Consider the following 23624-nt stretch of genomic DNA (forward strand, 5'->3'; position numbering starts at 1 on the left):
AATAATGTGATCCTCTCCTCAATAATATACTTAGTTTATTGAGTACAGAATGTTGGTGCTACGCGTGTTCTTATTAATATCAAGTATATATTCAGATAGTTTTCTCAATAAAGTAGAAAAATGCGTGTGTTTACAGTGTAAATAGTTAAAAAATAGGCCCTAGAATAATGACTAGAGCCTAATTAAAATGGGTGATAAACCTTCTAGCTTAAGCCAATAATTTCACCGTTTTCGTCAATATCTAGTGACATAAATGCAGGCTTGTCTGGTAGGCCTGGCATAGTCATAACATTGCCGCACAGTGCATAAATGAAACCCGCCCCGGCGCAAAGCTTCAGTTCTCGGATTGGAACCGTAAAGCCTTTTGGTGCCCCCTTAATGTGTGACTCGGTTGAAATGGATAGGGGAGTTTTGGCTAGACAGATTGCTAACTGGTTGAAACCATGGGCATTAAATTGCGATAGCTGTTCTTTGGCTTGCTCTGACAGTGTGATGTTTGCCGCGCCATAGCCTACCTCGGCAACGGCCATCAACTTTTCTTCAATGCTCTGCTCTAGCTGGTATAACGGAGTAAAGTTGGTGGTAATCTGACATGCTCTCACTACTTTATTTGCTAACTCCAATGCGCCTTTACCACCTTCAGAAAAAGAATCACTGATTGCGACTTCGACTGTACGATCGTATTCGGAAATCATTTGCTTTAACTGTTCGAGCTCTATTGTGGTGTCTTGTGGAAAGCGGTTGATAGCGACAACAGCAGGTACACCATATTTCTTGACGTTGTTTATATGCCACTTAAGGTTTTCAAAGCCAGCCGTGAGCGCTTGTTCATCTTGCCCGAACAAGTTGTCAGGCAGCGGAGTACCAGGTTTTAAGTCATATTGGCCTGAGTTCGCTTTTAAACCCCGTAATGTGGCGACAATAACCGCGCAACTTGGCGTTTGTTTGGAAACTTGTGCTTTGATGTTACACGCTTTTTCAAAGCCCATATCAGAACCGAACCCACCCTCGGTTACGACATAGTCACTGAGTTTTGAGGCAATTCTATCTGCGATGATAGACGAATTACCATGTGCGATATTGGCAAACGGACCTGCATGAATCAAGGTTGGCACACCTTCTAACGTTTGCATTAAAGTTGGTTGGATCGCGTCTTTCATGGTGACTGTCATGGCGCCAGCTACTTGGAGGTCTTCAGTTGTCACAGGTTTGCCTTCATCATTGTAACCAATAACAATTCGGCCGATTCTTCGACGTAGATCTTTCAAGTCGCTCGACAAAGCCAAGATAGCCATGAGTTCAGAAGCCGCTGAGATATCAAAGCCGTCGTTACGTTCAAAGCCGTTAATGCTTTTTCCTTCGTCATTTTTCCCAACAGTGACTTGACGTAGTGCTCGATCGTTGTGGTCTAGAACTCGTTTCCATGTCACGCTGTTTGGGTTGATCTTTAGCGCGGTTAACCCACTGCGCGCTTTAAAATCTTGATAGCCTAGACGCTGCTCATGATAGATTCGTGCGTCAATCGCAGCTGAAGCAAGGTTATGTGCGGCTGTGACTGAATGAATATCGCCAGTTAAATGAAGGTTGAGTTCATCCATTGGTGCCACTTGAGCATAACCACCACCAGCCGCTCCTCCTTTAACACCAAATACGGGGCCCATTGAAGGTTGTCGAATACACGCCATTACCGATTCATTGAGTTTTGCTAGCCCTTGCGCCAGGCCAATCGTCGTCACTGTTTTGCCTTCACCCAGTGGTGTCGGCGTTATTGCTGTGACAAGAACAAGCTTACCGTTTGGTTTACTTTGCAACCTATCTAAAGTCGATAATGACACTTTCGCTTTATGTTCGCCCAAGGCTTGAAACTCACTGGGCTCTAAGCCTGCGCTGTGCGCTATATGTGAAATGGGCATGAGTGAGGTAGAACGACAAATTTCAATATCAGACAACATGAATGCTCCTAAATAGGTGGGATTTTAGGTCAGTAAACGTTTGCGCTGTGATACTACTAATTAAATGTGCTTTGTAAAGTTGATGTGCTAGTGATTCTGACTAAACGATATCAGATGTCACGCTTCAATGCGCTAGATCAAGTCGCAAGAATAAAGATCGAATGGATAGAATTAAAAAAGGCTACCGTTGGTAGCCTTTTTTCTGTAATCGCTCGGGATTAGCGGTCCCAGTATGTCTCTTCTAAGCTGTCTTCACGCTCTGGTAGGGCGCGAGATAAGCGAGGGGAGTGTTGAGTCAGCACTTCATAGCTTACGCGGTTTGCATACTTACAAATTTGAGATAACGATGAATACGTCAGGCACGTTTGTTCATGTTTCTCTGAGTTTGGTACGTTAACTTGGTGGTAGCTGTTTGCGGCCATATCGTGCAGTAATGCAGATAACGCACCGTCGCCAGCACCATTCGTATTTTTAATCTCTAGTGGACCACCAAGGTATGGGCCAATGTGAGAGTATACTTTAATTGGCTTTTGGCAATCTTCTTTACGCATTGCACGGCTGAACTCGAATTTATTGAATTCGGCTATGTTACCCGGTAACAATGGAAGGGTGGTTTCACGCTTATGTGATTCCTCAGTGTAGCCAGCCATGTATAAGCCGATAGGGCCCGCTGTACATAGAACCAAATCTACCCACTCAAGTGCTTTATTCGACGCTAGAAGTGGATCTTTTTCGCCAGTTAGGGCTTCACCTTCTTCTTCGTTCATCGCTACGATGGTTACGTTTTCTTTTAGGTAGTTTTGCCACCATTCAGCGTTACCTTCGATGACGTATTTGGTACCAAGTGTAAGAACAACAGGGACATTATGTGCTTTTGCATACTCGATAGCTTTTTGAACGGCCTGAGGCATTGGATCTTCTGGCTTGCCGCGCATCAAGTAAGAAGAAACAACTAATGCAGACGCTTTCTCGAATACTTTTTCTGGAATGCTTTCAGGTTTTAGCTGATTCATGTGACCTTCGTTGATCGCGAACGTACGTTCACCATCTTCGGAGATCAATGTGTAACAACGACCAATAGGACCATCTACAGTTTGCAGGTGGTTTAAGTTCATGCGTGAAGAAGTACGGCAAAGGTAGCGATAACCGTAAGAACCAACTTCAATGTTCTTAGACATTACGCCAAGTAGTACTGATTTGCTGTCTGCTAATACAGAATAGTTGTGTAGCGTGTTGCCAATGGTGTCACCAGGGTATTGGTGCGTGATTAAGCCGCGCTCAACCAACTCGTCGTACAAGGCGTCGGCTTTGCTCTCTTCGAGTACTAAAGAGTGTCCTTTACTTAATTCATATTTTTCTAGGAATTCATTGTCCACACGCGCTTCAATATCAACGATTGTTTGACCTACACCTACGATTGTTGGTCGGTGGAGCTGAGGCGTTTGTTGAATTTGGTTGACCAATGGGTCACGGGCGTGTGTTGGAAAGTAGTGCTTAGATTTACGCTGTCCAGGAAATTTCATATGAAAAAAGATAGTGGGAAATTTTGCCGCATGATATCACAAAATTTGAGAGTTTCTTTCATTTTTATTACATTTGAGTTCACCTGAGCAGGGATTGAACAGGTGAACTCTTAAAATCAATTTACTGAGTAATTTCAGTCGTATTTGGCTCTACGTAAGCTTTTGTTCCCCATAAAGGCACTGTAGATAAGCTATGCTTAAAGCTACCGGACGTTTCTTTAGTCGAGTACGACAAGTACATCAGAGTTTGGTTAGCGGGATCGTAAATACGACGAATTTTCATGGCTTTAAAAAATACACTTTTCGATTTTTTGAATACCACTTCGCCAGATTTACTTCTATCGATTTGAGCGATCATTTCAGGTGTGATTTCGCCTGTTTGGCGGCATGAGATAGAGCTGTCACTAGGATCCGCTAAACTGAAATCTGCTTCGATACTTGCGACATGACAAGTAACGCCAGGAACTTCTGGGTCTACAAGCGTGTTCAATTTGATGTCTTTCATCGTAAACATGCCTAGAGACACATCGCCAACCTCGTTGTCTGAACAACCAGAAAGGAGGGTGATGAGGCCAACTGCTAATAAGGCTTTTTTCATGTGAAGTCCTTTTTGTAATAAGTTTTATTGATTGCAAAAGAGATTGTAAAAGGAAGTGACGAGTTTACCAAGGGGGATTCTAAGGATTCATGGAGCAAATGCTTATTAAATAAGGAAGTTAACGATGAAAAACTTAAAGTGCTTGTTGGTTATCTTGATGGTCTGTATGCTTTTTGGCTGCAGCTCGGCACCTAAGTCGAATGTTTGCCTCCCAAATAATTGTGATATTTGGGGATAAATTACTAAGGTAGTAAAAGAATGAATAATGAAATACCTGATATAGCCCATAAAAAGAATCTATGGCTCTTGAGTCAAATAGATGTCCAATTCCCCACCAAAGAAAGTTTAGCTGGTAGCAAACTTTATCAAGAATCTCTTTTCAATCGCCAAGTTCAACCTTTCACTCCCTCTCAACCTAGCCATTCTGTCGACGAAATTTGTTTGGTCGATTTCCATAAAATGACAGTGATGTTCTCTTTAAACCAAGCAAGTTCATGGAAATCTAAAGCTGATCAAGCCAACATGCTGGAGTTTTTCACGCAGATCATTTTGTCTGATGAACATAACCTATATCTAGGGTTAACTAATGGCGAAGTGGTCGCATCTGCGATTGTTACCGCGCAGTCTGATGAGTTGTTGATCTCAGACATTACGAACTTATCAGGTGATAAAGTGGAATTCGCATGCCAACTGGTTAACGTTTGGGAGCAAGATCATAGTTCCAGTGCAAAATATTGGGCTGAAGTATAAAACAGTAGGCACAACTACAGGTTGATCGAGTAAAATACGCCGTCTTATTTACCGAGTGTTTTGTCAATGAACAAGTTGTGCCGTATTATTTTTGCGATTGTACTGGCTACCGTTTTTAACGCTGCGTATGCAAATAGCGAGTCGCGGGGCTTAAAGCAAATTTTAGTGCTCCATTCCTATGAGCCCTCATACCAATGGACATCTGACTTTCAGAAGGGTATCGATTCAGCACTTGCGCTTGCAGACACTCCAACTAAAGTTTCAATTGAATACCTTGATACTAAGCGTGTTAACTCCGAGGAGTATCTATCTACGCTCCAAAGCTATTTGTCTTCTAAATACCAAGATTATGAATTTGATGGTGTAATTGTCACCGACGACAATGCACTTAAGTTTTTGCATCGTTTCGACCTAATCGCTGGCAAAAACATTCCAGTCGTGGCAGCCGGGATTAACGATCCAGCCGAAAATCTTTATGGCATTACACATCGCGGCACCGTTATTTATGAGAAAGACGACATTGAAAGCAATATCAAGCTTATCCTGAGTGTCCAACCAAGAATTAAAAACCTTTATTACCTTGCCGATCACAGCGTAACCTCTGAGCTGATTCGTAAGCGAGTGTTCAAAGCGGTAGAGCAATACCCAACGGTCAATATCATTGAAATCTCCGAATTAACGTTGGTCGAAGCAAGCCAAAAATTGTCAAAAGTTTCCCCTGATGATGCAGTGTTGTTAACTCACTACAATACTGAACTAGCGTCTAATATCTATTACAGTTACCAGCAGATCGCTCACACTATCGGCGAGGCCTGTGCCGCGCCAGTATTTGCGCTCTGGGAGTTTTATATTCAAGGGGGAGTTGTAGGTGGCTATGTTAATCGCTCGGAAAGCATGGGAATTGAAGCGGTAAAATCGCTCAATCAATATGTACCGTTGAACTTTACGCAGGATGTTATTCCAGGGGATAACAAGCGGGCGGTCTTTGATTACCAAACCGTAAAAACAATGAACATTAATAAGAATACCCTCCCAAGTGACAGTATATTCCTAAATACTCCATATTCGTTCTTTAAAGAAAACCTAAGGTTGGTAATTGGAGTAAGTATTCTCATTGTGTTTTTAAGCGCAATTATCGTGATGCAGTTTGCGACGTTAAGACAAAAGAAAGAGCTCGCAAACAAGAATAAAAAAATACTTTCTTTGCAAAAACGTACATTAAGCGTTCAAAAAGAAATGATTCATGTACTTGGTGAAGCGATTGAAACACGCTCTGGTGAAACGGGTAATCACGTAAAACGTGTTGCAAAGTTGTCAGCCTTTCTAGCGAAGTTAAAAGGCATGAGCCACCGAGAAGTGGAAATTCTTGAAATTATCAGCCCTATGCACGATGTAGGTAAAATATCTGTGCCTGAGTCTATTTTGGATAAACCGGGAAAGCTCACTGATGACGAATGGAAAATTATGCAGCAACACACCACTACCGGCTTCAAGCTATTGCAAACCAGTGACGGAGATATCACTAACCTTGCAGCGGTGATTGCTCATGAGCACCATGAACGTTGGGATGGAAAGGGGTACCCACAAGGGAAAGCAGGCAGTGATATTCATCTGTTCGCGAGAATTACTGCTATCGCAGATGTATTTGATGCACTACTAAGCGTACGCTGCTATAAGCAGGCGTGGCCAATCGAAAAAGTCATTAAGTTATTCAACGACGAGTCAGGGAAACAGTTTGATCCTGAACTTACTCGCTTGCTGCTAGAAAATATTGAAGACTTTATCGCTATCCGAAATACCTATCCAGATACAAGTTCTGTACACTAGTGATTAATCGTTACTCTGGGTTCTATAAACCCAGCGCTATAATCATTTATTATTTCTTCTCTTAATGTATGGCCATCCCTTTTATATATAAACGTTAATTATTAGCCTTACATTAGTGATCTTGTGCATATTTTGCGAAGATAAATAAGTGCCAATCCCGGAAGTGTTACCTCGTACATATCAATATAACATTAATCATTTAGTATAAATTACTAGATGGTTTTATTGAGAGTGCTTATGAGTTCTGGTCAAGTAAAATGCGTAATATTCGATTGTGACGGTACGCTCGTGGATAGCGAAAAGCTATGTTGCGAGGCGCTTGTACAGGTGTTCTCTCAATTCAACTGCACGCTCACCGCTGAAGAGTGTTTAAGTCATTTCAAGGGCGGTAAGCTCGCCGATATCCTCTTAGAAACGCAATCAAGACACGGCCTCTATATTTCACTCGATATACTTGAACCGCTTTATCGAGAGAACGTACAGAAACTTTTCCAAGCCCACCTAAAACCCATGCCGGGTGCGAAAGAACTCATTCATTTTCTTGAACAAGAAGGAATTGAGTTCTGTGTCGCGTCTAACGCACCAAAAGATAAGATCGAATTGTCATTAGAAATGACGGGCTTGTATCAAAGCTTTAAAGGTAAAGTGTTTTCAGCATTCGATGCCAACAGTTGGAAGCCAGAGCCTGATTTAATCATGTATACCGCTATGAATATGGGGTTCTTGCCACAAGACTGCATTTATATTGATGACACACCAAAAGGTGTGGAAGCGGGGGTTAGAGCAGGGATTCAGACATTTCGTCTATGCTTGGAAGGAAGAAAAACCGAAGACGTTGACGCTTCGGTTTTAAATATTAGTCGATTAGAAGAGCTTCAATTCTGGATTAATGACAGGCTCTACTTACCAAGTGCATCGCACTCTGCGGCTGTGGGTCTATAGGAACCACAAAACCACGAGTAATCGAAGTAAAGTGCTTGGTATGGAATCCACAAGAAGCGCATGTAAACTTCTCACCACTCTCTGAAATCATATATTCATCGTGTTGGCATAGTGGACAGGTAATATTGTTTGGTGCAGTTTTTGTATTTTTCATTATGTCACCTGGCAGCAATAAGATAGAGCGAAAATGTATAAGCCATTTAAGATTACCCCTAGGCTCTAAAGTTAGACAGTTTTCTTATTTATCATTCCACTTTTTGAGAGTGACTTCACTGTATGGCATTTTTATTAGTGCTTCAGTATACAGTTTGGTATATTGGAACGATGTACCATAAGTCTAGGTGTCGCTGTGAAACCTCTCTTTGCATTCCTTATCATTCTTGTTACCGCCGGTTGCGAAAAACAACCTGAAACTACAACATCTACTTCGCAAGAAACGGTGCGAAGCGTCAAATTCATTAAATCTGTCTTTGAATCTCATACTCAGTACCGGGAACTAACCGGTGTTGTGCGCAGTGCACAAACGTCTCCTATTAGCTTCAAAGTGAACGGCACAGTCAGTCACGTGCTTGTGACGAAAGGACAGCGAGTAGAGAAGGGGCAGGTGTTAGCACAGCTTGAAACCAGTGATTTACTACTAGCATTGAGAAAAGCTCAGGCGTCTCTTGGTGCAGCCAAGGCGGCTAGGCTACAAGCTGAAGACAAATACACACGTTCAGCAACACTCAACGAAAAAAGCTTTGTATCCGATTCAGAGCTTAGTGGAATAAAAGCGGACTTCGATGCTAAACAGCAACAAGAGAACTTAGCTCTTACCGATCTATCCAACGCGGAATTAAACCTTGAACGTGCGAAGTTGTTTGCCCCATTTTCCGGGCAAATTAGCCAAGTGTTCATCGACAATTACACCAAAGTAAACTCTGGGCAGAAGATCATCGAACTAGTGAATGACTTTGCTTACGAAGTTGATTTCTTAGTGCCTGAATCTTTAATTGGACAAGTTGAGTTCGGTGCTATGGTACAAGTGGTGATTCCAGCATTGAACAACACGGTTTTCATGGGGCAGATCTCAGAGATTGGCGCGGTCGTACAAAAGGGCAACGCCTATGCGGTGACTTTATTGCTACAAGAGCCAATCGAAACGCTACGTAATGGTATGTCAGCCAATATTCAATTCAATATAGGAAGCACTAGCCAAAATGTCGTGATGTTACCGTTGGAAGCGTTTGATTTTGGTGACAAAAGCCATAGTGGTTCTAAAGACAGCGCGGCTATCTATATCGTTTCGCCAGACGATATGACGCTAGAAAAACGTTACGTTCAAACTAAAAACAACATCAATAGTAAAGTCGTGGTGCTGAGTAACCTGGATGAAGGCGAAATTGTCGTTACAGCAGGCATTCCTTACTTGTACGAAGGGCAAAAAGTTGCTTTATGGGAAGGTCTATAAGGTAACTGGCTATGCATAAAATCACTGAACTAGCATTAAAATACGAAAGATTTACTCAAGTGTTTTTGGTTATGTTGCTACTGCTTGGTATTAGCACATTCAACAATGCACCTAGTAAAGAAGACCCTGAAATCTTGATTCGTAGCGCGGTTGTCGTGGCGCAATTTCCTGGTATGTCACCAGATAGGATTGAAAACTTCATAACAAAACCATTAGAGCGCGAAATAAAACAAATTCCTGAAGTAACCGAAATTAAGTCTTGGTCGCGAACGGGTACTGCGCAAATCACGGTCACCGTACACGACAAATATTTCGACTTGCAGCCTATTTGGGACACGCTTAGAAACCGAATGGACAGTATGAAGTCGCAATTGCCAGATGGGACGGTTGGCCCTATGGTTAATGATGAATTTGGCCGAGTGTATTCAGCGACCATAGCCTTAAGCGGTGAAGGCTTTAACGATAGGGAACTTCGTAAAACGGCGGAAAACCTACAAGACCGGTTGAGCAGCGTTGAAACGGTCTCGCAGGTAGAGCTTTATGGGGTAAACCAAGAACGTATTTGGATCAAAGCCAAGAATGGTGCGCTTGAAAACGAAAAGTTCCAGTTTCGCCAAGTCGTTAGTGCGCTACAAGCGAGAAATGTTGTATTACCTGGCGGTAACATTCAAAGCGACACACTTCAGATTGAAATTGAGCCTACCGGTAACTTTAATACCGTCGATGAGATTCTAAATCTCGATCTACAAGAAAGAGAGTCTGGAAATACGGTTTATTTGCGTGATCTGGCCGATGTAGAACGGGGCTACGAGGATCCTTTTAACACTCCGGTCTATTTCAATGGGAAGCGCAGTATTGTTATAGCGGCTTCAATGGCGTCAGGCAGTCAAAGTGATGTGTTTGGCGAAAAGGTTCTGGAATTTATCCAGCTAAACCAACAGCTTCTACCTGTCGGAATGAAGTTGGAACTTGCAACATTCCAACCAGAAAAAGTTAACGCTTCAGTTAGCTCTGCAACTTCAAACCTAATGCAAACCGTCGCGGTTGTACTTGCTGTAGTTATGCTCTTCCTTGGAGTAAGGATGGGCTTGATCGTTGGTAGCATTGTGCCGCTCACCATATTGCTGACGGTTGTCGGTATGTCTTTGTGGGGCGTTGAACTCCAACGGATGTCAATCGCCGCGATCATTATCTCTCTCGGGCTTTTAGTCGATAATGGCATCGTGATGGCTGAATTTATAAAAAGTAAAGTGTCTCAGGGTATTGACCGCACAGAAGCTGCAATTTTAGCTTCAAAGTCGATGGCAGTACCGTTGCTAACGTCTTCTTTGACCACCATTTTGGCATTCATGCCGTTGTTACTGGCTCAAGATGTCACTGGGGAATACCTGCGTTCATTGTCCCAAGTGATCACCGTAGCGCTTCTTTCTTCTTGGTTTCTATGTTTATTCGCGACGCCTGTTATGTGTGTGTGGTTTATCAAACCGCAAAAAGCGAGCACCGAGCAAAAAGTAGAATCTAAGTTTCATCAGGGCTATAGAAAGATCATTGGCAGTATTTTGAACATGCGTTTGATTACGCTCGCGTCTGTGCTGGTGGTGTTTGCCTTATCACTCTACGGATTTAAGTTTATTACCGTTCAATTTATGCCCGGTTCCGAACGAAATCAGTACTTGGTGTTTGTTGATTTACCCGCTGGGTCAAGAGTTGAAGAAACAGACCGAGTCACGACACGACTTAACGACTGGTTGCTGGATAAAGATCTTAACCCTGAAGTCACCAGTACCGTACGTTACGTAGGTGACGGTGGGCCACGCTTCTTCTTAGCATTATCTCCGGTGGATAAAGCGCCGAATCGAGCATTCATGGTTGTGAATACCACGGATTTTGAAGCAGCAGCGGAAATGGTTCAAAAAACGAATCAATTTATTACTACTCAATTGCCTGAAGCGAGCGGGCAAGCAAAGCGTATGTGGCTTGGTGGAACGGAACTTGGATTAGTCGAATATCAAGTCGTTGGTAAAGATATCGATGTGATAAAAGACATTGCCCAACAAATTGAAGTAGCGCTTCGTAAAGTTCCGGGTGCAGTGGGCGTGGCTAATGATTGGGAAAATAATGTCCCTAAATTGATACTTAACATTGATCAAGCGCAGGCACTTAGAGCCGGAGTGACTAGCCGCGATATTGCGACCAGCTTAGACAGCTATTTACGTGGTCATGAAGTCACTAGTTATCGCGACGATGAAGATGTAATACCAGTTGTAGTAGGGGCTTCTAATGACGAGAAAGTACTAGATAAATTATTTACTACCCAAATCATTGCATCAGGTAGTGGTGAAGCGCTACCTCTTATTCAGTTTGCTACGATTGAAGCGATCAGTGAACCTTCGGTAATTCGTCGATTCAACCTAGAGAGAACGGTTACGATCAGTGTCAAACATGAGAGTTTACAAGCCAGCCAATTGAATAAACTGATTCAACCAACCTTAGAGCAAATTAACTTGCCTTTGGGCTATCGCATTGACCTTGGTGGTGAGTTAAAAGGCGCGAGTAAGGCAAATGGCGCTTTATTTGGTTATTTACCGCAGTGTTTTGGTGTGATGATCTTGCTACTGTTGCTTCAGTTCAACTCCATTCGTAGACCGGCCATTATCTTGTTGACGATCCCGTTATCACTGATTGGTGCGGTGAGTGGCTTACTTATCATGGATGCGTTTTTCACCTTCCCCGCAATGCTTGGAATCTTCAGCCTAGCAGGGATCATTATAAATAATGGAATTGTTTTGATTGACTGTATAGAGCAAAACCGTGAGCGAGGCGTGTTGATCCGAGAAGCGATCACAGAGGCATGCGTGGCGCGATTTCGACCAATCGTAATGACAACTTTGACTACCATCTTTGGACTGATCCCACTAGCAGTATCTGGCGGAGAGTTTTGGTATTCGATGTCGATTGTAATGATATTTGGTATGGCGGTAGGCACGTTATTAACACTTGGGGTTGTACCTGTGCTTTATAGCTTATTCTTTAAAGATAAAGTTGCCGAACAAAAGCCAGCGATGGCATAGATGAAATACACCTAATAAAAAACAGGACTCAAATGAGTCCTGTTTTGCTATTTAGCTGGTTTTAAGTTGAGAACTAGGCTGTTCTATAGCGCTCAAGCGTCATCGATAAAGACTGAGAAGCTTTGGTTAAATTCGAGACACCAGTTGATGAATCTCTCGCGACGTCTCTAATGACATTTGATTGGCTGCGGATATCATTCAGTTCCGAGGCAATACTGTTGGCAACACTGCTTTGTTCATCTGCAGAAGTCGCAATTTGAATGCTCATGTCCATTAATGAGCGAGCAGAATCGGCGATAGATGTTACATCGTTACCAATATCAGAAATAAGCTGGCTACTCGTTTGTGCTTGTAGCACGGTGTCGTTAGTAATGTCTGCGATGGTCTTGCTTTCATTTTGAAGCTTTTCAATCATCGCTTGGATTTCGACAGTCGCAGATTGTGTACGGCTCGCCAATGTACGAACTTCGTCGGCTACGACAGCGAAACCACGACCTTGTTCACCAGCACGTGCCGCTTCGATAGCAGCGTTTAACGCAAGTAGATTGGTTTGCTCAGAAATGGCATTGATCGTGGTGATCACTTCGTTTATCTGGCTGGTGTTATCGTTCAAGCTGGTCACTGACGACGACGTTTTCTCGATGTAGCTTGTCAGGGTAGAAATTTCAGAAATCGCTTGCTGAACTTTCGCATGACTGCGGTCGATATGTTGAGTGTCTTGCTCGGTTTGATCCGTTGCACGCTGGGAAATACCTGATACTTCTTGCGCAGAGGCCGTCATTTGATCCATCGCGGTTGCTACTGAATCAAGTGAAGCATGTTGGCCAGAGATCTGCTGTTCGCTTAACTTCATTTCTTGTTCGAATGACGCTGAAGTTTCGCTAAGCGTATTTGCGTTCTCATTAACCGTGTTGATCAATTCGCTCAAGGTGTCCATTGATTTATCCAATGCACAGCCAATAGTACCGAATTCGTCACGGCCAGGATGGAAGCCTAAGCGAGACGTAAGGTCACCGCTACCAATCTTCTCAGTGGTGGTGTAGAGCACCCAAAGTGCACCGCCAAGGAAAGTCGCTACCCAATAAACGAAAACACCAAAAGGAATAGCCCAAAGGTAGCTTAGCAAGAATGAGTTTAAGGCAGCTTGCTTTTGTGATTCGTTGTTTGGTTGCGGGATGGTCAGAGAGTAAAAGTTACCGTCTTTAGCTCTAGCCGTGGCAGTAACGTTACCGTTGTTGATTTCGGCGGTGTTGCTTGAAGCGCGAGCAGGGGAAAGTGATGCATGCTGGCTAGGGTCTATCGAATCTACGCTTAGAATCCCTTTTAGCTGGTATTGTGCTAGCTGCTTAGATTGGAGGTCAATCTGTTCTAGAGTGGAAAAATAACGCGCACCAGAAAGGCCTGTAACAGCTGCTAAGAAAATTAAAAATATCACCCACATTTTATCGTTGATAGACATCTTTATAAACAAACGGTCTATCGTTCGAAACTGTACTTCTTTCATAGTCACCTCTTGGACATTCTTTATATCGAGAACTTTATATAACGATAATTGATAAAAATGAGATCAAGGGCGACTATTTATGAAATAGATATGATGGCTGATTTACATAGTGTGATCTTGATCTCTGTATTCGTTAGGGGTGAATAGAAATCAGCCTAAAGCAGGTAACGCACCAGCAGAGATCAATAATTGGCAGATAATGATAAGTGTGCCAATCATCCCAGTAATCATCAATGACGCATTACCACCGAACACTTGGTAAACCGTTTCATTTTGCGTATGCACTTTAGGGGCAGTTACTCGAACTTTGTAAGCCATAACAGCAGGCAGTACGACTGCTAGCACTGCTAATGCAATTGCCGCGTAGCCAAGAGCCATAATAAAGCCCTGAGGGTAAAATAATGCAAACCCTAAAGGTGGAACGAATGTGATTAACGCCGTTTTAGTACGACTAGCGTTGCCAACTTTCTTGCTTAATGAATCACCCATAAACTCGAATAAGCCTAGGCTCACACCGATAAAAGAAGTCAGTAGTGCTAAGTCGGCAAATACACCCACAATGTGGCTCAAATTAGATTGCTGAACGGTTTGAGACAGAGTAACAAGAAGGGCACCTAGGCTCGAATCTTGGAGTAATTGATCTTGGCTAACAACGCCAAGTGTTACTGATTGCCAGAAAATGTAGATAACCAAAGGCAGTGCAGAGCCAACAATCATCACTTTACGTAGCGAACGAACATCACCATCTAGGTAGTTAACAATAGAAGGGATACTGCCGTGAAAGCCAAACGAAGTGAATACAACCGGGATTGCTGCCACGATCAAGCCTTGTTGAAGCGGCATGCTCAATAAGTATTGTGATGAAATGTTTGGAGCAAGGAAGCTTAATACCACAACCATTGCAATCAGTTTACAAGCAAAAAGTACGCGATTCACTTTGTCGACACTGTGCGTACCGATAGTGACCACGGTCGCGACTAATAGCGTAAAAATTATCGTTGTAATAGTTGAATCAAGTTCAATGCCCGCCAAATCAATCAACCTTTGATTAAACTGAGCACCACCACCTGCAATGTAAGCCGCGCACAGTGCGTAGAATAGAAACATTACCGAAAAGCTCGCTATCCACTTTCCTTTTGTTCCAAGAATACTCTCAGCCAGAGTATGGAGTGTCGCTTTGCTGTCAGCGTATTGATGCAGTTCCACCATTAATAGCGCGGTGAATGCCATTAGCATCCAGAGTGCAAACATGATGAATAGAGAGGTAGTGAAACCAATTCCTGCTGAAGCTAGAGGGAGAGCGAGCATACCTGCACCAATAGTGGTGCCTGCAATGATCAAAGTACTGCCGAAAACCTTTGATTTAGTCATGTGTATATTATTCTTTACGTTAGTGGGTTGTTTTAGCGAATTAATCGTAGTTTTTGACTGTTATAATCACTCAAACTCTACTTTTTGGAGATTTTGCAGTATATAACTCCCAAGATCAACCTAATGTCCATATTATTTAACGATAGGTGTAATTAAAAATGTACATCATTTGGATTCTAGTGGGGAGAGTGATTAAGCAAACGATTAACCATGATGTGAGTCATAGATACATACTGATTTGCTTCTTTATGACACGAAACTGTCATATATATTGAGTAACAATGAGAGTGTATTACCGAGTTCACTCGAACTCACCGCATTGTCTTACAATAATGGAATAGAGAGGTCGATATGAGTGACCAATATGTAAATGAAGAAAGCTTGGAATTGCTTGATGCTATGGAAATTGGGATCAATTTAGCTGATTATCAGCAAGCAAATTCAAATCATTCCGAAGAAAGTTTTAACGACTAAAACATCTAATTAATACCGAAAAGGTATTTCTTATCTCATGCCTCGTTAAAGTAGATTATGATTACTCATGATTGATGACTTTAATGAGGTTTAATGAACTACTTAGCCCACCTCCATATCGCAGAACATTGTTCCAGTAGCCTCGCCGGTAACCTATTAGGCGATTTCGTAAAAGGCGATCCGAGCAAACAATTCAATTCTGAGTTTGCTACCGGCATTAAACTTCATCGCTTTGTTGACAGTTACACGGATTCTCACCCGATAGCGAAAGAATCAAAACAGCTATTCCCAACTTCAACTCGTCGGTTTGCTCCAATAGCGTTGGATGTATTTTGGGATCACTATTTGGCAAAGAATTGGTCACGTTACCACGATAAAGGGCTAGGCGATTTTTGCGGGTCTGCTCATCAGACAATAGACCAAGAATTGAAAGAAGATTGGCCGGAACGATTTAAACTGGTGCACCGAAGTATGTGGGAGCACAATTGGTTAGAATCGTACAAGAATGTGTCCTCCATTGAGCTAGTGCTAGAGCGTATGGCAAAGCGTAGACCGAGGCTCGCTCCGTTAGAGCAATGTTATTTAACCTTAGAGCGACACTATGATTTGTTACAGGGTAGCTTTACGGCCATTTATCCCGACATACTAGAAAAAGCGAGACAGTTTCAGCGACAAAATAGTGCCTGATTTCATGAGTTTTGCTACAATTCGCGGCTAATTTCTATTGAGCCTTATTTATTATGTCTGATGCTGTAAAACCTTTCGACCAACTTGGTTTGTCTTCTCACTTACTTGATACCTTGTCTGAGTTGAACTTTACGCAACCTACCAGCGTTCAAGAGCAGGCTATCCCTCTGGTATTACAAGGTCAGGATGTATTAGCAGGTGCGCAAACGGGTACTGGTAAAACTGCTGCCTTTGGTTTGCCAATTATTCAGCGCTTGATAGAAACAAAAAATAACGTTATTCCAAACCCGAAATTAGTTCGGGCGCTGGTTTTAGTGCCAACGCGTGAATTGGCACAGCAGGTGTATGATAATTTAGTGAGCTACTCGCAAGGTACAGATTTAAAAGTTGTTGTTGCTTATGGCGGCACTAGCATGAAAGTGCAGACCGACAATCTAAAAGCGGGTGCTGATATTCTAGTTGCTACACCTGGGCGATTGATTGATCACATGTTTACTAAGAACATTATGCTCAGCCAAACAGAAACTTTGGTTCTCGACGAAGCAGATCGAATGCTCGATATGGGCTTCATGCCGGACATCAAGCGTATCTTGAAGCGCATGAATGAAGAACGCCAAACACTGTTCTTCTCCGCTACCTTTGATAATAAGATCAAAGCCATTGCACATCGTATGATGGATAACCCATCAGAGATCCAAGTTACTCCAACCAACAGCACCGCTGAAACGGTCACTCAAATTGTTTATCCAGTAGACAAAAAGCGCAAAAGCGAGCTGTTGGCTTACTTGATCGGGTCTAAGAACTGGCAGCAAGTGTTAGTGTTTACCAAAACCAAACAAGGTACCGATGCGTTAGTTAAAGAGCTTAAGTTAGATGGCATTAAAGCGGCATCGATAAACGGTGATAAGAGCCAAGGTACGAGACAAAAAGCGTTGGATGATTTTAAATCAGGTAAGGTAAGAGCGCTTATCGCGACCGATGTTGCAGCTCGTGGGTTGGACATCCAGCAACTTGAGCAAGTGGTTAACTTCGATATGCCGTACAAGGCTGAAGATTACGTTCATAGAATTGGAAGAACGGGGCGCGCTGGAAATAGCGGGTTGGCCGTTTCGTTGATGAGCCGAGACGAAGAATATCTTTTGGAAGCCATCGAGACTTTACTTGATAAAAGACTGCCACAAGAATGGTTGCAAGGGTTTGAACCTAGCCTTATCGAAGAAATCGACACAGACCGCTCACCCAAACGTAAAGGTCGCTCTGCGGATAAACGCAAAATGAAAGCGAAACTTAAAATACATCAAGGTCGCGGCCAATCTCGTAGAAAGTAGAAACCACTAAAGGGAGTCAGGCTAGCAGTCTGACTCCTTATTACATTTCCATTCGCATTCAACGTCGTAGACGAGTTCTTCTAGCGTATTTGGCTTAAGGACCCACTCATCGCTGATGTTAAAAGTGTGGATCATTTGCTGATTGAACATTTCCCAGTGTTTCATTACACACACATCTAAGTCGTCCGTTTCTTCGCTCCACGTATCTTTCAAAAATGGCGTCATGCATACCGCAGCATTCGCGTACATGATCATTTGCCATTTAATCTCGTAAATCTTAATCGCCTTATCAGGGTATTCTTCGTTATAGCGTTCTGCGAGTTCGTTAATTAGCGCCTCAACGTCACCGACCTTGTCGATAAAGTAATCAAATAGCGCATCTTCTTGACGAACGGCGTCAGCGATCAATTGCATCGGACGCTTGGTGTAGATCATGTTTGAAATCAAACGCATCACAAATAGATACAGTGAGATATTTGGCGTGACGTCTTTTGGTAATTCTTTGACGATGTGAGCGATGTAATTCTGAAAATAGATGTGCAGATTGTCGCTAATGCTGTGCCAAATCTTCTCTTTGCTACCAAAGTGGTGGCGAATCAAGCTGTGCGACACGCCAGCCTTTTCACTGATGTTTCTTAGTGATACTCGCTCGTATCCAAGATCGCAAAACATACCGGCAGCAACTGAAAGTATTTGATACTTCGTCTCTTCTGCTGCCTTAGCACTTCTTCTGCCTTGTTTTTTTTCTGTCATATCAACAATTCATTCAAGTTCGGGACTTTTACCAGATTCTACACGCTTTTTGTCAAAATAAAAAATATTACACAGGTGGAAAGTAAAACTTGTGTAAAACAATATTTCCAATATACTGCCCGACTGTGTAGTAAATAATAATTACAAATTGGAGATTCAAAGATGAAGCCTTCGTTGTCTATAAAAGTCGCGGTCACAGCCGTAAGCGTACTATTGCTCAGTAGTTCGCTGGTGGGTTGCAATAAAGTGCAATCCGAAGAAAACGAACTGGTGATCAAGCCAGTAAAAACCATACAAGTTCCTGAAGTATCGAAAGTCAATTTCGATAGTTACATTGCAAACATCGATGCAACGGAAAGGGCGTCATTGTCATTCCAAGTGAGTGGTGAAATCGACCGTGTCCAAGTGCGTATGGGTGAAGTGGTCAAGAAAGGTCAGCTTTTAGCGTTGCTTGACCAAACTGACTATCAAGTTGCGGTTGAAGCGGCTCAAGCTCAATACGACTTAGCTAGTGCACAGTACGTTCGAGCAAAAGAGTTATTTGAGAAGAACCTGATCAGCGCCGACCTTTATGACCAGCGTCAAAACAACTTTGTTACTGCACAAGTTGAGCAGCAGCAAGCGAAAACCAACCTTGGATATACCAAGCTAATCGCACCTTATGATGGTGTGGTTTCAATGGTTTTTGGTAAGCAGGCGCAAGTAGTAGGTAGCTCACAGCCAATCTTGAATATCGTGGATGACGCTAATATGGATGCCACTTTCTCTATTCCAGTTTCCCAGTTAGAAAACCGCGATTTGTCTGAGTTTTTGACGTCTCCAATGTGGGTGGTCATGGACAGTCATCAAGCTATTCAAATTCCTGCGAAGTTCAAAGAGATCTCTACTCAACCAAATACAGACACCAATAGCTACCAAGCGACTGTTTCTATTTCTTCTAACGGAGAAATGAACTTGTTGCCGGGTATGACAGCGCAAGTAAAAGTCCTTAAGCCAAACAAAGACCTAGGCATTGATGTGTCTGAATCAGCATGGTTAGAAAAAGGCCAGGAGTTTGGCAAGCTTTGGCGTTATGAGCCTGAAACAAAAACGGTAGAAAAAGTAAAAGTTGCCTTGAATGAACAAGGTCAGATCATTTCTGGTGTCAGTGCCGGTGATCAACTTATCGCAGCTGGAGCCAATGCTCTAGTGGAAGGGCAGCAAGTGACGACATGGACTCGTGAGGGCGGTATCTAATGAAGTTTTCCCATATTGCATTGATGTTAAGTTCAGCGCTTGTCCTACAAGGTTGTAATAACGAAGTCGAACATCGTGAACTGAACCCATTAACGCTATCTACTTTTGAGGTGGGTGCACCGTTAGTTAGCCAAATTCGTAAATTCAATGGTCAAGTTATGCCTGCAGAACTAACGCCATTGGCTTTCAGAATTGAAGGAGAGTTGAGTGAGTTACTTGTCGAAAATGGTGACCACGTAACCAAAGGTCAAACACTAGCTACCTTGGTTGATACCAAGCATGCACAAGAATTAAAAGACGCACAGTCGCAGTTTGATTTAAGTGAAAAACAGCTAGCTCGTGGTAAAGAACTGTACGGCAACAAAATGGTATCTCAGTCCGAGTTGGATGAACTAACGGCAAACTTTAAGCTTGCTCAAGTGAACTTAAAGCGCGCGAAACTCAATATTAAGTACACCAAACTTACGGCACCTTTTAGTGGAACAGTTTCTGAAGTGTCTAAGAAGAACTTTGAAAATATTACACCTGGTGAAACGGTACTGAGCGTGTATCAAGATTCTCAAATTTACGTGCGCGTAAATGTCTCAGATTCTGTGCTCGCAATGTTCAACCCTGATATTAAATCTGAGCGATATAAACCTATGGCGACGTTTGGTGGTCACAGCGGTGAATTCGAACTTGAGTATCTAGAACACACCAACGAGTTGCACCCAGACTCTAAGACGTATGAATTCTGGTTGAAAATGCCACAAATTCAACCGGAAGTACTACCGGGAACAAGTGTGTCGGTATTGGTTGATATGGCCAAAGCGGGGTTAAGTGATGTGCGCGGTTTCCAAGTGCCAATGACTGTTCTGGAAGCTGGTAATGAAAATGGTCAGTTCCACGTTTGGAAGATCATAGATGGTGAAGCGAAGCAATCGCCTATCTCTGTAGACAAGATAGCAGGGCAAGGTGCATTGGTGTCTGCTGGGTTAGATCAAGGCGATATTTTGGCGAATTCAAACTTGAGAAAGCTACGTGATGGAATGGAAATTAATGGAGTAGCGAAATGAACATCGCTGAGTATTCAATAAAAAACAAAGTAATTAGTTGGTTATTCCTTGTCATCTTAACCGTAGGTGGCGTTACCTCTTTTGGAGAATTGTCTCGTTTAGAAGACCCAGCATTTACGATTAAAGACGCAATGATCATTTCTACTTACCCTGGCGCGTCGTCGACTGAAGTAGAAGAAGAGTTAACGTATCCGCTAGAAAAAGAGATTAGACAGCTACCGTATATCGATAAGATTACGTCGACTTCGTCTAATGGTATGTCTCAAATCATGGTGAGCATGGCGATGGACTATGGCCCTGATGAGCTGCCGCAAATTTGGGACGAGATGCGCCGAAAAATTAATGATCTACAGCCAACGCTGCCTTCTGGCGTTCAATCGGTTCAAATCATTGACGACTTTGGCGATGTATTCGGCGTAATGATCATGGTGACGGGCGATGGTTTCGATTATATCGAATTGAAACAATATGCCGATTACCTAACGCGTGAACTGGAACTAGTTGACGGTGTGGGCAAAGTGAGTATCGCTGGCGACCAAGAAGAGCAACTCTTCGTGGAAATGTCTTTAGAGCGCTTGGCGGCACTCAACCTAGACATGACGACGGTAACGAGCTTACTAGCACAACAAAATAACGTGGTGACGTCTGGTGAAGTATTGTTGAACGGGCAAAGTTTAGCGATCAAACCTAACGGCACACTAAGCTCTGTTGAAGAACTAGAAAATCTAATTATTCATGGCCGCGATACGGGTAATCTAATTCGTTTAAAAGACGTGGCAGAAGTGTCACGTGATATCAAAGAAAAGCCAAGCAACGTTATCACTTACAATGGTAAGCCTGCTATCAACTTAGCTTTAGCGTTCTCTTCAGGCGTAAACGTTGTTGAGATTGGTCATGCACTAGAAGCCGAGCTAGAACGTTTAGAGAGTATCAAACCTGCTGGCATTGAACTGAACTACTTTTACAATCAGGCACAGGAAGTTGATAAGTCCGTTGCCGATTTCATTGTGAGCTTAATTGAAGCGGTCGCGATTGTAATTGTCGTACTGCTATTCGCGATGGGTCTACGTAGCGGTCTAATTATCGGTATTGTTTTACTGCTGACTGTTTTTGGTACCTTCATTTTGATGGACTATAACGGCGTAGAACTGCATCGCATCTCGTTGGGCGCGCTTATCATCGCGCTGGGTATGCTGGTAGACAACGCGATAGTTGTCGTGGAAGGCATATTAGTCGGACTTAAGAAAGGTAAAACTAAGCTACAAGCGTCGATTGACATCGTTAAGCAAACTCAGTGGCCATTATTGGGTGCGACAATTATTGCTATCACTGCCTTTGCGCCAATTGGCTTGTCTAAAGATGCGACTGGCGAATTCATGGGCTCGCTATTCTGGGTATTGTGTTATTCACTATTTTTGAGCTGGGTGACGGCACTGACGTTAACGCCATTTTTAGCGAATGTATTACTTAAAGAAAACGACAAAGCCGTTGAAGACGAAGACCCTTACAAAGGCGTTCTATTCACAGTGTTTGGCGGGTTGCTTAAGTTCTGCCTACGTTTCCGTTGGTTAACCGTTGTCGCTATGGTGGGGTTGTTAGCCGTATCCGTTGTAGGTTTTGGTATGGTGAAGCAGCAGTTCTTCCCACCATCAAATACGCCAATGTTTTACGTCGATATGTGGATGCCTGAAGGCACTGATATTCGCGAAACAGTGAAGCAAACTAAGAAAGTCGAAGCCTATATTCGTGAACAAGAAAATGTAGAGTTTGTGACTACTTCAACAGGTCAGGGTATGCAGCGTTTTGCGCTAACTTACCAACCTGAAAAGAGTTACGAAGCGTACAGCCAACTACAGGTTCGTACCCACGATCGCAAAAGCATGTTTGAAACGCTTGAAAAACTAGACAGTGAATTGAGCATCAAGTTTGACCAACCTAGCTTTCAATTCAAGCTAATGGAATTCGGCCCTTCACCGGCATCTAAGATTGAAGCGCGCATCATTGGTGCTGATCCACAAGTGCTACGTGATATTGCGGTACAAGTAGAAGATATTCTTCTTGCTGACCCTGGTGCGCGAAATGTTCGACATGACTGGCGTGAAAGAACCAAAGAATTGGTTCCACAGTTTAATGAATCAAAAGCTCGTCGTTTAGGTATTTCCAAAACGGACCTGTCCAACACGCTACAAATGGCATTTGGTGGCAGCTCTATTGGTTTGTTACGCGATGGTACGCACATGTTACCGATCGTCGCTAGATTACCAGAAGACGAACGTTTTGATTTCGAATCTCTAAGTAATGTGAAAATCTGGAGCCCAACACTACAGACTTACATTCCAGTTGAGCAAGTGATCGACGGTGTAGAGCTTGAGTGGAGCGAGCCATTAATTCAGCGTAAAAACCGTAAGCGTACTCTAACCGTACTTGCAGACCATGATGTGCTGGGCGATGAAACTGCGGCGAGTTTGTTCAGCCGTATTCAGCCGCAAGTTGAAGCAATGCCATTGCCGACAGGGTATAGCATCGAATGGGGCGGGGAATACGAGTCGTCAAAAGACGCACAGGAAGCGCTATTTGGTTCACTACCAATGGGTTACTTGTTGATGTTCATCATCACTATGCTGCTGTTTAATTCGTTAAGAAAGCCTTTAGTGATCTGGTTTACCGTGCCACTTTCTATCATCGGTGTTTCAATTGGTCTGCTGGGCAGTAATATGCCATTTAGTTTCACAGCATTCCTAGGTTTACTAAGTTTAAGCGGAATGATTTTGAAAAACGGTATTGTATTGCTTGATCAAATCAACATTGAACTATCGAGCGGAAAAGACCCGTATTTAGCGGTGGTCGATAGCGCGATTAGCCGTGTAAGACCAGTGTCCATGGCGGCACTCACCACAATCCTCGGGATGATTCCTTTGGTATTCGATGCGTTTTTTGGCTCGATGGCAATCACAATAATGGCGGGTCTAGGCTTTGCTACGGTTCTGACTTTAATCGTTGTTCCTGTGATGTTCGCTATCTTTTATAGAATCAAACCATCCACTGCCGGATAAAAGGATTTTTAATCTCGTGATTCTTTAGCCAAGCTCAACCTTCGGGTTGA

18 protein-coding genes are annotated in these 23624 nt (G+C 43.0%); 11 read left to right on the forward strand and 7 right to left on the reverse strand.

The window, feature by feature from the left end:
* Positions 1-203 precede the first annotated feature (203 nt).
* The 3 genes from ELZ11_RS10920 to ELZ11_RS10930 all read right to left on the reverse strand — a co-directional run bounded on the left by ELZ11_RS10920 (position 204) and on the right by ELZ11_RS10930 (position 4073).
* A complete protein-coding gene (locus ELZ11_RS10920) occupies positions 204-1952 on the reverse strand; it encodes a formate--tetrahydrofolate ligase (RefSeq protein ID WP_137357434.1) in 1749 nt (582 codons plus the stop codon).
* Between the two features lie 218 nt (positions 1953-2170).
* Positions 2171-3475, reverse strand: coding sequence for an inosine/guanosine kinase (locus ELZ11_RS10925; protein ID WP_137357435.1), 1305 nt, complete (start codon positions 3473-3475; stop codon positions 2171-2173).
* A gap of 121 nt (positions 3476-3596) precedes the next feature.
* Positions 3597-4073 (reverse strand): CreA family protein, encoded by a 477-nt coding sequence (locus ELZ11_RS10930; RefSeq protein WP_137357436.1) that lies wholly within the window; start codon positions 4071-4073, stop codon positions 3597-3599.
* 258 nt (positions 4074-4331) lie between these two features.
* Here ELZ11_RS10930 and ELZ11_RS10935 point away from each other — a divergent pair, with 258 nt between their 5' ends.
* From ELZ11_RS10935 to ELZ11_RS10945, 3 genes are all read left to right on the forward strand, one after another.
* Positions 4332-4823: a hypothetical protein gene (locus ELZ11_RS10935; RefSeq protein WP_137357437.1), complete on the forward strand. Its 492-nt coding sequence runs from the start codon at positions 4332-4334 to the stop codon at positions 4821-4823.
* Positions 4824-4889: 66 nt separating this feature from the next.
* A complete protein-coding gene (locus ELZ11_RS10940) occupies positions 4890-6650 on the forward strand; it encodes an HD domain-containing phosphohydrolase (protein WP_137357438.1) in 1761 nt (586 codons plus the stop codon).
* A 237-nt stretch (positions 6651-6887) separates the two neighbouring features.
* Entirely contained in the window at positions 6888-7592 is a 705-nt protein-coding gene (locus ELZ11_RS10945; RefSeq protein ID WP_137357439.1) for an HAD-IA family hydrolase, read from the forward strand.
* Here the strand turns inward: ELZ11_RS10945 and ELZ11_RS24060 are convergent.
* Complete coding sequence (locus ELZ11_RS24060; RefSeq protein ID WP_137357440.1) at positions 7537-7746, reverse strand: hypothetical protein; 210 nt, start codon at positions 7744-7746, stop codon at positions 7537-7539. The two genes, ELZ11_RS10945 and ELZ11_RS24060, sit on opposite strands and share 56 nt — an antisense overlap.
* 195 nt (positions 7747-7941) lie before the next feature.
* On the opposite strand from ELZ11_RS24060, the gene ELZ11_RS10955 reads away from it, so the two are divergent.
* Together ELZ11_RS10955 and ELZ11_RS10960 are read left to right on the forward strand one after the other, a co-directional pair.
* Positions 7942-9042, forward strand: a complete 1101-nt coding sequence (locus ELZ11_RS10955) for an efflux RND transporter periplasmic adaptor subunit (RefSeq protein ID WP_167494665.1) — start codon at positions 7942-7944, stop codon at positions 9040-9042.
* Positions 9043-9053: 11 nt separating this feature from the next.
* Entirely contained in the window at positions 9054-12113 is a 3060-nt protein-coding gene (locus ELZ11_RS10960; RefSeq protein WP_137357442.1) for an efflux RND transporter permease subunit, read from the forward strand.
* A 73-nt stretch (positions 12114-12186) separates the two neighbouring features.
* On the opposite strand, the gene ELZ11_RS10965 is transcribed toward ELZ11_RS10960, so the two are convergent.
* Together ELZ11_RS10965 and ELZ11_RS10970 are read right to left on the reverse strand one after the other, a co-directional pair.
* On the reverse strand, positions 12187-13617 hold the full coding sequence (locus tag ELZ11_RS10965) for a methyl-accepting chemotaxis protein (RefSeq protein ID WP_137357443.1): 1431 nt from the start codon (positions 13615-13617) through the stop codon (positions 12187-12189).
* Between the two features lie 150 nt (positions 13618-13767).
* Positions 13768-14988, reverse strand: a complete 1221-nt coding sequence (locus ELZ11_RS10970) for an aromatic amino acid transport family protein (protein WP_137357444.1) — start codon at positions 14986-14988, stop codon at positions 13768-13770.
* A gap of 351 nt (positions 14989-15339) precedes the next feature.
* On the opposite strand from ELZ11_RS10970, the gene ELZ11_RS24015 reads away from it, so the two are divergent.
* The 3 genes from ELZ11_RS24015 (at position 15340) to ELZ11_RS10980 (ending at position 17477) form a co-directional block, all read left to right on the forward strand.
* Positions 15340-15462 (forward strand): hypothetical protein, encoded by a 123-nt coding sequence (locus ELZ11_RS24015; RefSeq protein WP_257619035.1) that lies wholly within the window; start codon positions 15340-15342, stop codon positions 15460-15462.
* Between the two features lie 93 nt (positions 15463-15555).
* Complete coding sequence (locus ELZ11_RS10975) at positions 15556-16149, forward strand: acyl carrier protein phosphodiesterase (RefSeq protein WP_137357445.1); 594 nt, start codon at positions 15556-15558, stop codon at positions 16147-16149.
* A 53-nt stretch (positions 16150-16202) separates the two neighbouring features.
* A complete protein-coding gene (locus tag ELZ11_RS10980; RefSeq protein ID WP_137357446.1) occupies positions 16203-17477 on the forward strand; it encodes a DEAD/DEAH box helicase in 1275 nt (424 codons plus the stop codon).
* Positions 17478-17498: 21 nt separating this feature from the next.
* On the opposite strand, the gene ELZ11_RS10985 is transcribed toward ELZ11_RS10980, so the two are convergent.
* Complete coding sequence (locus ELZ11_RS10985) at positions 17499-18230, reverse strand: TetR/AcrR family transcriptional regulator (RefSeq protein WP_137357447.1); 732 nt, start codon at positions 18228-18230, stop codon at positions 17499-17501.
* A gap of 162 nt (positions 18231-18392) precedes the next feature.
* Here ELZ11_RS10985 and ELZ11_RS10990 point away from each other — a divergent pair, with 162 nt between their 5' ends.
* The 3 genes from ELZ11_RS10990 to ELZ11_RS11000 are packed head-to-tail and all read left to right on the forward strand — an operon-like array spanning position 18393 to position 23574.
* On the forward strand, positions 18393-19466 hold the full coding sequence (locus ELZ11_RS10990; RefSeq protein ID WP_137357448.1) for an efflux RND transporter periplasmic adaptor subunit: 1074 nt from the start codon (positions 18393-18395) through the stop codon (positions 19464-19466).
* The gene (locus ELZ11_RS10995) at positions 19466-20521 is read left to right on the forward strand and encodes an efflux RND transporter periplasmic adaptor subunit (RefSeq protein ID WP_137357449.1); all 1056 of its coding nucleotides are present in this window, start codon (positions 19466-19468) and stop codon (positions 20519-20521) included. Before ELZ11_RS10990 ends, ELZ11_RS10995 begins: the two co-directional genes overlap by 1 nt.
* Positions 20518-23574 (forward strand): efflux RND transporter permease subunit, encoded by a 3057-nt coding sequence (locus ELZ11_RS11000; protein ID WP_137357450.1) that lies wholly within the window; start codon positions 20518-20520, stop codon positions 23572-23574. The genes ELZ11_RS10995 and ELZ11_RS11000 overlap by 4 nt, the downstream gene beginning before the upstream one ends.
* Positions 23575-23624 lie beyond the last annotated feature (50 nt).

Source organism: Vibrio profundi (genome assembly GCF_005281835.1).
Taxonomy (GTDB): domain Bacteria; phylum Pseudomonadota; class Gammaproteobacteria; order Enterobacterales; family Vibrionaceae; genus Vibrio; species Vibrio profundi.